Origin of the sequence: Shewanella piezotolerans WP3, from assembly GCF_000014885.1 — a bacterium.
GTDB lineage: Bacteria > Pseudomonadota > Gammaproteobacteria > Enterobacterales > Shewanellaceae > Shewanella > Shewanella piezotolerans.
In genome coordinates, this window is record NC_011566.1 from 2,337,501 (window position 1) to 2,352,509 (window position 15,009).

Annotated in this window: 13 protein-coding genes and 2 rRNA genes (1 of these 15 cut by a window edge); 8 read left to right on the top strand and 7 right to left on the bottom strand. The window is 42.3% G+C overall.

Features of this window, described 5'->3' with window-relative positions:
* Together SWP_RS10025 and rrf are read left to right on the top strand one after the other, a co-directional pair.
* A 23S ribosomal RNA gene (locus SWP_RS10025) occupies nucleotides 1-2,364 on the top strand; it begins 531 nt to the left of the window's first position.
* A gap of 154 nt (nucleotides 2,365-2,518) precedes the next feature.
* Nucleotides 2,519-2,634 (top strand): 5S ribosomal RNA (rrf, locus tag SWP_RS10030).
* A gap of 650 nt (nucleotides 2,635-3,284) precedes the next feature.
* Here the strand turns inward: rrf and SWP_RS10035 are convergent.
* Entirely contained in the window at nucleotides 3,285-3,941 is a 657-nt protein-coding gene (locus SWP_RS10035; protein WP_020912351.1) for a YccT family protein, read from the bottom strand.
* A gap of 168 nt (nucleotides 3,942-4,109) precedes the next feature.
* On the opposite strand from SWP_RS10035, the gene SWP_RS10040 reads away from it, so the two are divergent.
* Both SWP_RS10040 and corA read left to right on the top strand, forming a co-directional pair.
* Nucleotides 4,110-4,475 carry a hypothetical protein gene (locus SWP_RS10040; protein WP_020912352.1) on the top strand — a complete coding sequence of 122 codons (366 nt, stop codon included), beginning with the start codon at nucleotides 4,110-4,112 and terminating at the stop codon, nucleotides 4,473-4,475.
* Nucleotides 4,476-4,580: 105 nt separating this feature from the next.
* On the top strand, nucleotides 4,581-5,528 hold the full coding sequence (corA, locus tag SWP_RS10045) for a magnesium/cobalt transporter CorA (RefSeq protein ID WP_020912353.1): 948 nt from the start codon (nucleotides 4,581-4,583) through the stop codon (nucleotides 5,526-5,528).
* A gap of 16 nt (nucleotides 5,529-5,544) precedes the next feature.
* Here the strand turns inward: corA and SWP_RS10050 are convergent, their stop codons facing one another.
* A complete protein-coding gene (locus SWP_RS10050; protein ID WP_020912354.1) occupies nucleotides 5,545-5,883 on the bottom strand; it encodes a DUF3135 domain-containing protein in 339 nt (112 codons plus the stop codon).
* A gap of 102 nt (nucleotides 5,884-5,985) precedes the next feature.
* The gene (locus SWP_RS10055; protein WP_020912355.1) at nucleotides 5,986-7,245 is read right to left on the bottom strand and encodes an HD-GYP domain-containing protein; all 1,260 of its coding nucleotides are present in this window, start codon (nucleotides 7,243-7,245) and stop codon (nucleotides 5,986-5,988) included.
* Nucleotides 7,246-7,366: 121 nt separating this feature from the next.
* On the opposite strand from SWP_RS10055, the gene SWP_RS10060 reads away from it, so the two are divergent.
* On the top strand, nucleotides 7,367-8,059 hold the full coding sequence (locus SWP_RS10060) for a 2OG-Fe(II) oxygenase (RefSeq protein WP_020912356.1): 693 nt from the start codon (nucleotides 7,367-7,369) through the stop codon (nucleotides 8,057-8,059).
* On the opposite strand, the gene SWP_RS10065 is transcribed toward SWP_RS10060, so the two are convergent.
* The gene (locus SWP_RS10065) at nucleotides 8,052-9,404 is read right to left on the bottom strand and encodes an ATP-binding protein (RefSeq protein WP_020912357.1); all 1,353 of its coding nucleotides are present in this window, start codon (nucleotides 9,402-9,404) and stop codon (nucleotides 8,052-8,054) included. The genes SWP_RS10060 and SWP_RS10065 overlap by 8 nt on opposite strands.
* Entirely contained in the window at nucleotides 9,395-10,069 is a 675-nt protein-coding gene (locus SWP_RS10070) for a response regulator (RefSeq protein WP_020912358.1), read from the bottom strand. Before SWP_RS10070 ends, SWP_RS10065 begins: the two co-directional genes overlap by 10 nt.
* Before the next feature lie 273 nt (nucleotides 10,070-10,342).
* On the opposite strand from SWP_RS10070, the gene SWP_RS10075 reads away from it, so the two are divergent.
* From SWP_RS10075 to SWP_RS10085, 3 genes are read left to right on the top strand one after another with little or no spacing between them, the layout of a single operon-like run.
* Complete coding sequence (locus SWP_RS10075; RefSeq protein ID WP_020912360.1) at nucleotides 10,343-11,197, top strand: putative selenate ABC transporter substrate-binding protein; 855 nt, start codon at nucleotides 10,343-10,345, stop codon at nucleotides 11,195-11,197.
* A 3-nt stretch (nucleotides 11,198-11,200) separates the two neighbouring features.
* On the top strand, nucleotides 11,201-11,911 hold the full coding sequence (locus SWP_RS10080; RefSeq protein ID WP_020912361.1) for an ATP-binding cassette domain-containing protein: 711 nt from the start codon (nucleotides 11,201-11,203) through the stop codon (nucleotides 11,909-11,911).
* Nucleotides 11,904-13,412, top strand: coding sequence for a PhnE/PtxC family ABC transporter permease (locus SWP_RS10085; protein WP_020912362.1), 1,509 nt, complete (start codon nucleotides 11,904-11,906; stop codon nucleotides 13,410-13,412). Before SWP_RS10080 ends, SWP_RS10085 begins: the two co-directional genes overlap by 8 nt.
* A gap of 62 nt (nucleotides 13,413-13,474) precedes the next feature.
* Here the strand turns inward: SWP_RS10085 and SWP_RS10090 are convergent, their stop codons facing one another.
* A complete protein-coding gene (locus SWP_RS10090) occupies nucleotides 13,475-13,819 on the bottom strand; it encodes a hypothetical protein (RefSeq protein ID WP_020912364.1) in 345 nt (114 codons plus the stop codon).
* 299 nt (nucleotides 13,820-14,118) lie between these two features.
* On the bottom strand, nucleotides 14,119-14,850 hold the full coding sequence (locus tag SWP_RS10095; RefSeq protein ID WP_020912365.1) for a hypothetical protein: 732 nt from the start codon (nucleotides 14,848-14,850) through the stop codon (nucleotides 14,119-14,121).
* Between the last annotated feature and the right edge of the window lie 159 nt (nucleotides 14,851-15,009).

Sequence of the window (15,009 nt, forward strand, 5' to 3'; positions counted from 1 at the left end):
TTCTTGAGACCGTGACTGCGTACCTTTTGTATAATGGGTCAGCGACTTACATTTTGTAGCGAGGTTAAGCGAATAGCGGAGCCGTAGGGAAACCGAGTGTTAACTGCGCGTTTAGTTGCAAGGTGTAGACCCGAAACCCGGTGATCTAGCCATGGGCAGGTTGAAGGTTGAGTAACATCAACTGGAGGACCGAACCGACTTATGTTGAAAAATGAGCGGATGACTTGTGGCTGGGGGTGAAAGGCCAATCAAACCGGGAGATATCTGGTTCTCCTCGAAAGCTATTTAGGTAGCGCCTCGTACGAATACCATTGGGGGTAGAGCACTGTTAAGGCTAGGGGGTCATCCCGACTTACCAACCCTTTGCAAACTCCGAATACCAATGAGTACTATACGGGAGACACACGGCGGGTGCTAACGTCCGTCGTGAAAAGGGAAACAACCCAGACCATCAGCTAAGGTCCCAAAGTTATTGCTAAGTGGGAAACGATGTGGGAAGGCTTAGACAGCTAGGATGTTGGCTTAGAAGCAGCCATCATTTAAAGAAAGCGTAATAGCTCACTAGTCGAGTCGGCCTGCGCGGAAGATTTAACGGGGCTAAGCAATACACCGAAGCTATGGGTACTAGTGTTTACACTAGTGCGGTAGAGGAGCGTTCTGTAAGCCGTTGAAGGTGAAGGGGTAACCCACACTGGAGGTATCAGAAGTGCGAATGCTGACATGAGTAACGATAAAGGGAGTGAAAAACTCCCTCGCCGAAAGACCAAGGGTTCCTGTCCAATGTTAATCAGGGCAGGGTGAGTCGACCCCTAAGGCGAGGCCGAAAGGCGTAGTCGATGGGAAACAGGTTAATATTCCTGTACTTCTGCTAACTGCGATGGAGAGACGGAGAAGGCTAGGCTAGCGCGGCGTTGGTTGTCCGCGTTTAAGGCTGTAGGCTGTGTACTTAGGCAAATCCGGGTACACACTAGGCTGAGAGTTGATGACGAGGTCCTAAGGGACTGAAGTAGTTGATGCCATGCTTCCAGGAAAATCTTCTAAGCTTCAGGTTAGTAGGAATCGTACCCCAAACCGACACAGGTGGTTGGGTAGAGAATACCAAGGCGCTTGAGAGAACTCGGCTGAAGGAACTAGGCAAAATGGTACCGTAACTTCGGGAGAAGGTACGCTGCCGGCGGTGATGAGACTTGCTCTCTAAGCTGCTGGCAGTCGCAGATACCAGGTGGCTGCAACTGTTTATCAAAAACACAGTACTGTGCAAACTCGCAAGAGGAAGTATACGGTATGACGCCTGCCCGGTGCCGGAAGGTTAATTGATTGGGTTATCTTCGGAGAAGCTCATGATCGAAGCCCCGGTAAACGGCGGCCGTAACTATAACGGTCCTAAGGTAGCGAAATTCCTTGTCGGGTAAGTTCCGACCTGCACGAATGGCGTAATGATGGCCACGCTGTCTCCAGCCGAGACTCAGTGAAGTTGAAATTGCGGTGAAGATGCCGTATACCCGCGGCTAGACGGAAAGACCCCGTGCACCTTTACTATAGCTTGGCACTGAACATTGAACCTACATGTGTAGGATAGGTGGGAGACTTTGAAGCTTCGTCGCTAGATGGAGTGGAGTCAACCTTGAAATACCACCCTTGTAGTTTTGATGTTCTAACCGCGGCCCCTGAATCGGGGTTCGGGACAGTGCCTGGTGGGTAGTTTGACTGGGGCGGTCTCCTCCCAAAGAGTAACGGAGGAGCACGAAGGTTGGCTAAGTACGGTCGGACATCGTACGGTTAGTGCAATGGCATAAGCCAGCTTAACTGCGAGACATACACGTCGAGCAGGTACGAAAGTAGGTCATAGTGATCCGGTGGTTCTGTATGGAAGGGCCATCGCTCAACGGATAAAAGGTACGCCGGGGATAACAGGCTGATACCGCCCAAGAGTTCATATCGACGGCGGTGTTTGGCACCTCGATGTCGGCTCATCACATCCTGGGGCTGAAGTCGGTCCCAAGGGTATGGCTGTTCGCCATTTAAAGTGGTACGCGAGCTGGGTTCAGAACGTCGTGAGACAGTTCGGTCCCTATCTGCCGTGGGCGTTGGATGATTGAAGGAAGCTGCTCCTAGTACGAGAGGACCGGAGTGGACGAACCGCTGGTGTTCGGGTTGTTATGCCAATAGCATTGCCCGGTAGCTACGTTCGGAATCGATAACCGCTGAAAGCATCTAAGCGGGAAGCGAGTCCTAAGATGAGTCATCCCTAGGAATTTAATTCCTCTAAAGAGCCGTTCGAGACTAGGACGTTGATAGGTCAGGTGTGTAAGCGTTGTGAGGCGTTGAGCTAACTGATACTAATGACTCGTGAGGCTTAACCATACAACCCTGATGGGTTTTTGTATGAGACTGATGTTTTTACCTCATCGAAGTTAGAACTACTCTGAAAAGAGTGACACTTAATGTGGTGTCGAACTCAATAATTTAATATTTACTTGCCGTAGCGAGTAACAGCTTTCTAAATTTGCCAAATTTGTCTGGAAACCATAGAGCTGTGGTCCCACCTGATCCCATTCCGAACTCAGAAGTGAAACACAGTATCGCCGATGGTAGTGTGGGGTTTCCCCATGTGAGAGTAGGTCATTTCCAGGCGCCTAATTTCTCGTCAGAGAGTATTAAGCCCGTTGCTAACGCAACGGGCTTTTTTACGTCTGCGATTTGAATTAATCAATAAGCGAGCTCAGTGCTCAGGCATACGCTGAACAAATAGCAGTGTGGCTGATATGCTAACGTATGCCAGTGGGAATAATAGAGAGTAAGTTATTTCCAGACGCCTACGACTATCAGAATCAGTCTCGATAAGAGAGTATTAAGCCCGTTGTTAACGCAACGGGCTTTTTACGTCTGTGATTTGATGCAGCTAATGATTTTTGAGTTAGCGCAAAGCGTGACGCTGATAGTGGTGTGGTTGATATGCCCATGCTGCTCAGGGAAAAGAGATAGTGCTTAGCAAGCGAAGCTTGATGCGGTCAGACTACAGGAAGCTGCAGATGCAATGATATGCAGGATGCATATCAATCGTTTTGAAGCAGGTCATGACCGCCGTTACTGTTTACCTGACTGAGTCTAGAAGGGGAGCTGTCCGCCCATTGCTATTGCTGTGGGATTTTTGTATTAGGTTATTCTACGCTGTAAGGGCGGCGTGATTGCTATAGCATCAGCTCTTGGGGAAGTGAAAGCTGAAATGGCACGGTGAATTGCAATGTGCATCAGAGGTTAGCCGCGCCATTATTAGGCTAATTTTATTCTTTGCTGTTAATCTTCAATTTGAATGCCTTTCGGGTTTCTTCATCGGCTTGTTGGTACCAAAAATCGAGCATCTGACCGACATTCACCTGATCAGATTGATTTATAGTATTTTTCGGTTGCCCATGGTTTTCGATCACCACAGGCTTTGCCTGTACTAGTGCAGTTATTGAGGGAGCTAAAGCAGCGACTGAGGCTACTTGATTGTTGCTATTGTACTCAGCAACCTCTTTTTCATAATCGCGACCAAGTTGCATCCCTTCTTTCAGGAGTTTGTCTTGGCGGAATGCGATGTCTACTTCAGATGAATTTTTAAGGCTTATCTTTGGATCCCGATTAAAAGCATCAGCAGCGCTATTAGAGCGTATTCTAGGCAACGCTATAGTTAGTGATGTATTTTCTGCTAAAAATGTCATGATAATAACGTCAGAGCTAAATTGAGTCTGAGAGCCTTGCTGTTGATAACGACCGATATATCTCAGTGCTAACTGGTTTTCTCCGTTCTCTAGGGTCAACTTATCTGTGCTGTCGCTCTCTTTGCCATTGACCAATACAAGTTCAGAATTAGAGGGGAGTGTAACTTCCACGTTGGCAAAAGCAGCGGAGTTGACGCAAATTAACAAAGCAGTAAGAACAGATTGGGATAATCTCATAAATGGTCTCTATTGGGGTTGATAACTACTTTATAGCAGAACGGTTTTCCTTTTGCAGGTTCAACTCCAATTAATGAGCTACTGTGTTTAAATGGTTAGATATTATTAACAGTTTCAAACTGTGAATTTGGTTATAATGGTTTTTCATCATGGGTTTGGAGATTGCGAGTGCTAACAAAAATTCTAGTGACGATATTAGTCATTGCAGGTGCTATGTTTTATATTCGCCAGTCTAAAGTTAGTCCCGCTAAAGAGCGAACTCAAGATATGGGACGAGGGATTATAATTCGTTTTGCTTTATATGCAATTGTAAGCCTTTCATTATTAGCAAGCGCAGGCTATTGGTACTGGGATTGGCAAGATGGTAATAAGGTTGTGAGTGTAACTATAGTGTCGCCTATGAGTGATGATAGTGTTGTGTATCAAGTCAGGAAAAAAAATATTGCCAACAACGAAATAACAACAGTTGATGGAATAAGAGTCAGGTTGTCTAATCAAGAGCGAATTATTGTCGCAAACTCGGTTCAAGAGTAATATTTGTGGTTTTTCTTTTAGTTAGCGCTTTGAGATATATCTTTTTGGGTTAGAATAGCCTCGTTTTTTACCCCATTAGTTGATTAACTGTATAAAGGAGGAGCTATGATAACAGCCTATGCCTACGAAAATCGTAACCTAACGATTAGCGAATTGAGCATAAAGGATAATATCCCTCCCGGTACTATGTGGTTGGATCTTTATAAACCTGACGATAACGAAAGAGAATGGTTGAGCCAGTTTTCAGTAGAAGATGTACCTGAAGAGGAAGACATCAATGAAATCGAGGCATCTGCTCGATTTTATCAAAATAAAGATGGTTTACACATTAACTCACTGTTTCCTCAAAGAGCAGGCCAAGACGTAAAAGGGGTTAACGTTTCTTTTAATATCCGACAGAATTTCCTTTTAACGATAAGGGAGGAAGATGTCGGTTTAATTAGGTTACTTAGAAACTATTTACGATTAGGTCGTATAGAGGCTTCAACCCCGCAAGCATTATTACTTGAGCTTTTTAATCTGAAGGTTGATTACCTGTCAGATTTGATCGAAGATGTATACACAGTGCTCGATAGTGTCAGTGAAGAAGTTTTTAAAAATGAAGAGCTTGATGATGTTTTTAAGCTGATCACTCGACAAGAAGACTCCAATGGTAAGATAAGGTTGAGTTTGCTTGATACGCAGCGCTCATTGCGGTTTATGCAAAAGTATTATCGTGATCAACTATCCGATGGTGAACTGAAAGATCTTCGGGAAATGCTATCAGATATAGAGTCTTTGATGCCACATAGCCAGTTTATTTTTGATAAGTTGAATTTCTTGCTCGATGCTGCAATGGGTTTCAGTGGATTACAACAAAATAAGATTATTAAGATATTTTCGGTCGCAGCAGTCGTTTTCTTACCACCTACAGTTATCGCAAGTAGCTATGGTATGAACTTCGCTAATATGCCGGAGCTAGATTGGCAATTTGGTTACCCGATGGCTATTTTAATGATGTTTGGCAGTGCCGCCGGGACCTATCTTTTCTTTAAGCGTAAAGGTTGGTTATAGTAAATACAGCTCGCATCTAGCGAGCTGTTTTAGTAGCAGCATTTTGCTCTGCGCTATTAAATGAAAGTACCTTAGCTTTATGCTGATAAAACTCGTCTGGCCGATTAAGCACTTCATTAAGACTAGATAGCTTTTGATACATCATATTGCTAACTAGGTGGTAGCGTTGATAGGGGGTCTTGCAAAGAGATAACTTTTTTTCTAGGTGATCCAGTAAAGATATTAATTTGGGCCTACTGCTTGCTGCACTTTCTTCTATGACTTGTTGGTTTAACTTTTTTTGCAAAGCATCTAACTTCTTGGGATCGTTTTCCGCAAGCCAAAGTAACCTGTCAAAACTAGGTAATTCAGTCATTAAAACTCACTCCAATGCATTTGTTCTTAGATTAAATCTAGTAACAGCCACGTAATAGAGCAAGAAATAGACAGCTTGATTCGTTATAAAGTAGCGTTTTCCCTAGTCGTCGCTACCAAAAAAATAGCTAACTCTTTCTCTAGGATTTAGGTATTTGAATACCTTTTCAGGAAGAGCAGCGGGTGGTAGACATCTAACAATTGTTAGGCCTTCTTGCGCTAACTCCACTATAGGTGCTTGTTCTTTTGGCACTAATGCATCGTAAACTAAGATCCTTGGCAGCAGTATTTGGCTTACATTTACAGACATAACCATGCCGTATTGGCCTGAAGAAAGCTCAACAATACTTCCTGGTGGGTAAATCCCAAGCATTTTAACCATTCTACTGACAATGTCAGGATTGAGTTGTGCCTGATAATGTTTATACAAATAACCAAGAGCTGAAAAGGGCGTGCGTGCCTTTCTACTTCTATCTGAATGGCAGAGGTTATCATAAGTGTTTACAGCAGTAACAAGCTGACTTAGTTTATCTATTTCAGTTTTTTTTAGGCCTTTAGGTGTGCCTGAACCATCTAGAAACTCATGATGGTTTAATATTATTGGCAATGCTTCTGTTGGAAAGTTATCTGCAAGCTTAAGTAATTCAGCGCCCATAGTGGGGTGTTGGTTGATAAAATTTTGCTCAGCCTGAGTTAATGGCGATGTTTTTCTCATCAGTTGAGTTGGTACTTTTAATTTACCTGTGTCATGAAATAAGGCTCCTAGTCCAACTAGCTCTATTTCATTGCGAGTCCAACCTAATTCCTTAGCGATTAACATAGATAAGACGGAGACATTCAAAGAGTGGAAGTAAATCCCGTCATCTTTTTTTGAGTCGGACATTAAATGTAAGACTAATTTATCCGATGTTAATAATTGTTCACTAATATTATGGACAAGCTCTTTTGCATCGTTGACCGCATTTAGTGGTCGATTACGTAATTTGCCCATTAAGCTGCGGATCATCGCCACTGAACGTTCAAATTGTTGTTCTGTTTTCTGTAAATGGCGCCTCAAGCTCTTGTGAGCTTCAATACTTTCAGCTTTTTGCTTGTTAAGTTCCTCTGAAAGTTTATCTAAGTCACTTTCAACAGCCTTCTGTTTTGGGGCTTGAGCATCTTTAATGCTTAAGATTGGCGTATCGCTGCGCTCAACGATAACGAATACATGCTCAATCCCAAGGTTCTTAATGAGTTCAATTTGAGCTTGTTGCCGAATTTTGAAACTACTGAATAAGAATGGGTGATCTTTCCATGAGATAGGTAGTCTGATGAAGTTACCTACCTGTAGCTGCTCAACTGCAACTTTACAACTATTTGGCATATGCGTTTGTGTGAGTCTTCCTTAATTTGCTATTTTAACGCAACCTATATAATTTACAATTGCTTAACTCATATGTTTACAAATATGGGAACTCAAACAATAACGGTTTTAAGAGTATCAAATGGATTTTATTGAAATATACCCTAATGCGCTTCCCGATGAACTTTGCGATCAACTTATTAGTGCCTTCGAAAGCCACCCAGGAGTCTTAGCTGGCAGCACTGGTGGTGGCGTGGATATTGAGAAAAAGCTGAGCCGCGATCTGATGCTTGATTCACATGAAGATCTCGCGACACTTAAAAATAGCTTGCTAGGTTATACGCTTTCTTATGCTGCTCAGTATTTTAATAAGTATTCAATGGCACTGATGGGCGCGGTATCGGTTGGGGTGGCAGATGATAAAGGCAATACTGTCACACTTACGCCAGATAACTATGGGGCATATGGAGAGCCAAGAGCGGAAGCTATTGTTAAGTATCTTTATCGAAGTGGAACGATAAATGTGCAAAAGTATGATAAAGGCAAAGGAGGATATCCACATTGGCATTCTGAACAGTTTCCCCAATTAAATCATAACGAAGCATTGCATCGAGTTGTATTGTATATGTTTTATTTAAATGATGTGGAGCAGGGCGGCGAAACAGAGTTTTATTATCAAGATAAAAAAGTGAAACCCAAAAAGGGCACTATGGTGATTGCTCCTGCAGGATTTACCCACTCACATCGTGGCAATATGCCAAAAAGTTGCGATAAATATATCGCAACTTCATGGATAATGTTTAATCGTGCTGAGCAGCTGTATGGTGTTAAATAGGGATAGAGATCCTAAAACAAGCTCCTTCCAATTCCGACGTCTCAATACTGAGGCGTCCACCATAACTGATAACGATCTCATTGCAGACAGCAAGGCCAATACCTTGCCCTGCTTTTTGGGTATCGGCTCTTACTCCGCGCTGAATGATATTCTGTCTGATACTTTCATCAACGCCAGGGCCGTCATCTTCAACTAATAACTCAAACTCGCCGGCATCGTTGTAATAAGATGATACTCTAACCGTGGTGATGCATAATTTGAATGCATTCTCCATCAAGTTTCCACAGAGCTCCATTAAATCACCTTTGTCACCAGGGAATACGTGTTCCTGCTCAATACGCGACTCAAACTGCACCTGTTTATCACGATATACTTTAAACAGCATTTGCGAGAGCTGGTCAACAAGCGGAGCGATTAAGGTTTGTTCTTGCTTTAACCCCTTACGACCAAGCATTGCCCGTTTTAACTGGTATTTCACCAATTGATCCATCTGGCTGACTTGTTCCATTATTTTCTCGCTGGTCGCCTCTTTGTCTAATGTGGCGTCGTCAGTAATGGCATGCACGGCTGCCAAACGCGTTTTAAGACTATGGGCCAAATCATTCATCGCGTTTTGGTAGCGTTGTTGTTGCGCCCCCGACTGTACTAATAGCTGATTCAGTGCTTGAGTAACACCTTCTAGTTCAACGGGATAGCCTTCAGAAAGAGTCTTCGATTTTCCACTATTTACCGACTGTAGTTCATTTCTAAGTTGCACTAGAGGACGCATTCCCCAATAGGCTGCACTTATCAATAATACTAGCGCTAGTGCAAGTACAAAACCGAGACGTATATAGGTTCGACGGCTAAACTTGTTGTACTCGTCTTGTAACTTTTCTGCGTCTTTCAAAACCAGTAAATTATATTCACTGCCTGCGATATCTAATGAAAGTAAATAAACAAAATAGCCACGGGTATCCGCGAGTGAAAGATAATAGGGGGGATTACTATTGCGGATCTCGTTGAACCGCTCACAAGTATCAAATAGGCCACGGTCGACAGCCATTGAAGATGTCCATACTTGGTTAAAAGTGCTATCACAACTGGCTATAATATAGCGCTGAGAGGTATTGTTTTCCGCTAACCACTCATCGCTATTATCAGGAAGTAGATCATGCTCTCTAAGTTCAGCTGCAACTTTGGGGATCTCTGCAATGAGTTGAGAAGTTTCTTCGTTGTAACTATTTTGTGCATGAAGGATATTGACCATCCACGCTAAACCAAAACCCACGAGAGCGATGATTGATAAAGAGGTGAGAAACATCCGCGTTAGCAGACGTTTCTTAGGCTTAAAGTTTAGCTGCATGGCAGATTAAATTTATAACCTTGACCACGAATGGTCGCGATAGGATTTTCCAATCCATCTTTAGTCAGCTTTTTGCGTAATCGGCTTACCATGACTTCAATGGTGTTTGGATCGCCTTCTTTGTCGCCGTAGATCACATCAAGTAAGCGCTGTTTTGCGACAACCTCATGGCAATGGCGCATTAAGTATTCAAGAATGAGATACTCAAATGCTGTGACTTCCATCGGCTCTTCATTCATTGATACTTGCTTTGCAGCTAAATCTATTTCAAGTGCACCACTGGTTATTTTGGGCTTTACAAAACCAGCGCTACGTCTAACGAGCGCGTCAAGCCGAGCAACGAGTTCCTCTTTTTGGAATGGTTTGACAAGGTAGTCGTCAGCACCAGCATTAAGCCCCTCGACTTTGTCTTGCCAGTTGACTCGTGCAGTCAAAATCAGTACCGGTGCTTTAAGGCCGTTATCGCGTAAGCTCTGAATCAAACTAATGCCATCTTGATCTGGGAGACCAAGATCAACAATCGCAACATCGATTGGATAGTTTGTTGCTTGATAAAATCCCTCTTTTGCTGTTAATGCAACTTGAACTTGATTTCCTAGTTCACTCAATTGCACTTTTAGGTGGTGAGATAGAATCGGATCATCTTCAACAACCAATATTCTCATAGTCAAATATCCTTGAATGCGATAAAGATTAGTTTACGCAGAATTATGCTAACTGCCAACTAAGTGTTTCAATTTACGTAGGAGTTTACGCGTCAATTACTTAACCTTTGCTGAATTATGCTGTCATTAGGTTTGAGAAAGAACTTGATAGTCGAAAATAAAAGCACGGTTATGTCTTAATCCGTAATTATCTAACACTTTATCGACATAAATCTGGGTTTGTTTGGCCAATTTGGTTAAGATCCGTTAAAATTTTGTCAAATCAGGTCGATTATGTTCGCGATTAAACCCCTTATAAGTATGTTTCTCTTGCTTGGTGCGCCAAGTGTATTAGCGGCTACCTTTACGTTTACCGCAATTCCTGACGAGGATGAGAGCCAACTGCGAACTCGTTTTGATAAAGTTGCCGTATATTTGGAAGAGAAACTAGGAGTTGAAGTTAAATATATCCCAGTAAAGTCTTACTCTGCAGCTGTAACAGCATTTAGGAACAATCAAGTACAGCTAGCTTGGTTTGGTGGCCTTTCTGGTGTTCAAGCTAGACGACTTGTTCCTGGTTCTGACGCGATAGCTCAAGGCTACGAAGACCAATTTTTTAAGAGCTACTTTATCGCACATCACTCGACCGAGATGCTTGTTAACGATAGTTTTCCAAACCTTAATGGCTTCACCTTTACCTTTGGATCGAAAGACTCGACATCTGGCCGGTTGATGCCGCAGTTCTTTATTGAACGAAATTTGGGTAAACGGCCTGAAGATATTTTTAAGCGTATTGGATTCTCCGGTGATCATAGTCGCACCATTGCTCAAGTCCAAGCAGGGGTTTATCAAGTAGGGGCTGTAAATTATAAAGTGTGGGAATCTGCTGTTGCAGCCGGAAAGGTTGATTTAAAAAAGGTCGATGTCATTTGGGAAAGCCCTACATACCCTGATTACCAATGGACAGTTAGAGCGGGCGTTGATGATACTTTTGGCGAAGGCTTTAAAGCTAAACTGTCTACAGTATTATTGCAGATGAACGATCCTGCACTGCTAAAAAGTTTCCCTCGTAAGTCCTTTGTGGCTGCAGAAAACTCAGATTATGAGCCTATTGAGAATGTGGCTAAAACCATCGGTCTTATTGACTGATTTATGTTAAATATTAGTGATTTTTCCCTTAGCTTCGGTGATAAAAAAGCACTCAACTCTATCGACCTTTCAATAACCGCAGGTGAAAAAGTGGCTGTTATTGGTAGCTCGGGCTCTGGGAAATCAACTCTCATTAGTCATATTAATACTCAATTGCATGGGAGCGCAGCATACTGCTCCCAGCAACAGGGCTTAGTAGAAAGCTTGAGCATATTTCATAACATCTATATGGGCGCTCTTGGCAGAAACTCTGCACTTTATAACTTGTTGAATTTACCATTCCCATTTAAAAAGCCACTTGAAGAAATAGCCATTATTGCTCAAGACTTAGAGTTAGATTGCCCATTATCCCAACCGGTTTCGAAGCTCTCAGGTGGGCAGCGACAGCGAACCGCAGTCGGTCGTGCCATTTACCAAAAAATGCCAGTTTTTATTGGTGATGAGCCTTTTTCTGCTCTCGACCCTTTAATGAGTAAGCGTTTGATTAAATACGTATTACAGCAACATGAGTCAGTTATTATGGTGCTGCATGATATGAGTATGGCGTTGCAGTATTTTGACCGGGTGATTGGCTTACGTAATGGTAAAAAGCATATCGATACTAAAGCTTCATCTTTGTCGATTGAAATGTTGCAGGATTTTTACCAAGATTCGATGAATCAAGAGTTTGTTGTCAACGACTCGGCAATCGTAGGGTCAGCCTTTTGTGATTAGGCATGAACCACGATGGGCTTTTTTTGGCTATTGGCAGCGAGTTTCGTTAGTTTTACTCGTTATTACGCTCACATGCTTTTATTGGGCAGATACTGAGATCATTGCGTTAGATCCATGGAGTGAGCTAAAACGTATTGGGTTAGGGTTTCTCTCTCCAGATTTTTTAGCAACTGAGTATTTATTCGAAGCAATCTGGCAGACAATCAGCTTCGCCTTACTTGGTGCCGCGGCAGGTTTATTGTTAGGTGGCCCAATAGCACTGATTTATAACAAGCCGATTGTAGCGGCAATTTGTGCTTTTATCCGCTCTATTCATGAGTTGTTTTGGGCATTACTATTTTTACAAGTGTTTGGGTTATCTCCTTTAACGGGAGTGTTGGCAATTGCTTTACCTTACGCTGCAACATTTGCTCGAGTTTTCAGTGATATTTTGCAGCAAGCCCCTGCTTCGACATTGCAAAACTTACCCGCCAATAGCGATACAATCAGCCGCTACGTATATGGCCGTTTTGCTCATGTCTTTAATGAAATTAAAGCGTATGTACGTTATCGCTTTGAGTGCGCCCTAAGAAGCAGTGCGATACTTGGTTTTGTTGGGATGCCGACATTAGGGTTTTATCTCGAGTCTGCGTTTAGGCAGGGGCACTATCATCAAGGAGCTGCGCTCCTTATTCTGTTCATCGTGATAATAGGGACTATTCCTTATTGGTGCCGCGCTAAGTTAATACCTGTATATTTTGTTGCTGCCATCCTCCTATTGCCTGAAATAACGACCATAGATAGTTCGCTTGTTTGGCGTTTTTTAAGTGATGATATTTTACCGCCGATGTTCCAAAGTCATAGTGTAGAGCTGTTATCTAGTGATAAATGGGTTTTATTTGGGGAATGGCTTAATCGGATTATCACCGAGCAAGCCTTGCCTGGCGTGTTGGCGACCTTGTTACTTGCTGTCGCTGCGCTAGGTGGTAGTTACTTGCTAACTATTATCTTCACAGCGGTTAGTTTTAAACCATTAACAGGTTCATTTATAACGGCTATAAATAACGTTAGCTTACTTATTTTAAGGTCAATTCCTGAGTACATATTTGCATATATTTTCATGCTGTTACTGGGTCCATCCATGCTACCGGCTATTTTGGCTTTGGCTATTCATAATGGTGCTTTAATCGCTTTTCTAGTCGCGAGACAAAGTGCGGCGACTGTTTATAGTCAGCATTTTAACGGTAAGTTTGATGGTTATGCCTATGATATATTGCCTAGAATATACCCTAATATGATGGCATTACTTTTCTATCGATTTGAAGTTATTTTGCGGGAAACCGCGATTCTAGGGATGTTGGGCGTGGCGACATTGGGCTTTTATATCGATAGCAATTTTTCTGAAATTCGTTTTAATGGCGCATTAATATTGATTTTCGTAACAGCACTGTTGAATATTTTTATTGATATCGCGAGCAGAAAATTGCTCGCGACTCACTCAATATCTCATAAGTCTTGTTGAACTACTTTATCAAACAAATTACCGTCATCCCCAAGAGTTCAGTACCTTTTGATTGGGTAAAACTAATTGAAAATTCGGCGCTGGCTGCGTTTATTGATAATACCGTTGCCGCACCAAGCTGCAAATAAGGTAAATACAACAACACTGGTCATGATAATACTTAGCCGATACCAAGGCGCTTCTGCAAGCATGCGCATTTGAACATATTCAAATGCACTGGTTCCCCAAACTAGGAAGGCTGAAACCACAAGCGCTAATTGTAATAAACGAGTCACCCATGTTGCTCTAATGAACAGTAGAGCTGGTGCGATAGCGTAAGCTATGCAAGCCTCGGTTTGCCCAAATCGAAGAAAATGTGCGCCGAGCAATAAGTATGCAAGACTGATAAAAAGAATACGCCACCACATAGTACTAACCCTTGTTGAACTCTAATACCCGAAGAGGATACGGTAAAGTTAAACAAGTATTCTATCGACAGCTTCACAATTAACAAATTAATATTCGTTAAGGCTACGTGCTATGTGCAGAAATAGTGAACATACACCTTATTTAGCTCAAGGTAATCCGTCCGCACGTAGCCAATCACTGCGGTCAGTATAAAATTTGATTGCTCCCCGAGAGATTGGCCGCTTGAGATAAGGTCATGACCTTAAGTTTCGTTCGTCAAAAACATACTGGGGAGAATATTGATTGATTGAAGTAAAGCTTACTTAGCATCTTTGAGTGCTGCGATGAGCTTTTCTTTGTCCTCTTCACTGAGTTTGCTGTGATTAATTAAGCTAAGAATATGTTCGGCATTTTGCTCATCTTCATCATTAATGACAATAAACTTGCCATGGCTATCACTGTCGCCAAACCGCATGATTTCTAACTCTGTTATTTGTTCTGTGATAAGCTCAATATCGTCCGACAAAGATTCAATATGAATTTCAAAGTCGCCTTCGTTTTGCTCAAACAACCTCTCTAACTCGAGCGCCTTAGCCTCTAGTTCACCGGACTTCGCTTCAATTTTGACCACGTGAGCTTCAATTTCTGCTGTTTTTCCGTCGAGTTCTTGATACAACTTTTCTAGTTTTAGTTTTATTTTTATCGCCTTATCTTGCTTGCCATCGATGATAAAAACATTATCTCTCGTGGGTTGCTGCATACGAGACAAAGTACGTGTTAATAGCGCTTGGTCTTCTTTTGGTAAGACACTCAATTTTTCTTTGAGCACAGCTTTATCTTTTAGTTCTTGGGCAGTAAAAGCGAGTTCATGGCGTTTGCCATTGGATTTAACCGTGACATGGGTGATGTCATTTTCATCAGTTTCAATTTGAGTACTAAACACTTTCTTTTCAGTCTCAGTCACATCGATATCTGTTGGCGCTGCATAAACGCTACTTTGAAAGGCTAAACCGCAGGTTATTAGTGCACATACTAGTAAGTTCTTTTTCATGCTTATTTTCCCTTATTCCATTTTAATATTGTGGCTCTAAAATCGCCATAAAGTATTTTGTTAATATCAAGGTAGACATAGCTAGGATCGTGCCAACTCTTGAAGTCCACTATTTATGGGTTTTTTATTATTAAATTGAAGAGTAACTCTCTAAAGAGT

Coding starts and splice junctions, on each gene's coding strand:
- SWP_RS10035 (WP_020912351.1), bottom strand. CDS start 3,941: ATGAGATTATCCCAATCTGTTCTTACTGCTTTGTTAATTTGCGTCAAC.
- corA (WP_020912353.1), top strand. CDS start 4,581: ATGATAACAGCCTATGCCTACGAAAATCGTAACCTAACGATTAGCGAA.
- SWP_RS10050 (WP_020912354.1), bottom strand. CDS start 5,883: ATGACTGAATTACCTAGTTTTGACAGGTTACTTTGGCTTGCGGAAAAC.
- SWP_RS10055 (WP_020912355.1), bottom strand. CDS start 7,245: ATGCCAAATAGTTGTAAAGTTGCAGTTGAGCAGCTACAGGTAGGTAAC.
- SWP_RS10060 (WP_020912356.1), top strand. CDS start 7,367: ATGGATTTTATTGAAATATACCCTAATGCGCTTCCCGATGAACTTTGC.
- SWP_RS10065 (WP_020912357.1), bottom strand. CDS start 9,404: ATGCAGCTAAACTTTAAGCCTAAGAAACGTCTGCTAACGCGGATGTTT.
- SWP_RS10070 (WP_020912358.1), bottom strand. CDS start 10,069: ATGAGAATATTGGTTGTTGAAGATGATCCGATTCTATCTCACCACCTA.
- SWP_RS10075 (WP_020912360.1), top strand. CDS start 10,343: ATGTTCGCGATTAAACCCCTTATAAGTATGTTTCTCTTGCTTGGTGCG.
- SWP_RS10080 (WP_020912361.1), top strand. CDS start 11,201: ATGTTAAATATTAGTGATTTTTCCCTTAGCTTCGGTGATAAAAAAGCA.
- SWP_RS10090 (WP_020912364.1), bottom strand. CDS start 13,819: ATGTGGTGGCGTATTCTTTTTATCAGTCTTGCATACTTATTGCTCGGC.
- SWP_RS10095 (WP_020912365.1), bottom strand. CDS start 14,850: ATGAAAAAGAACTTACTAGTATGTGCACTAATAACCTGCGGTTTAGCC.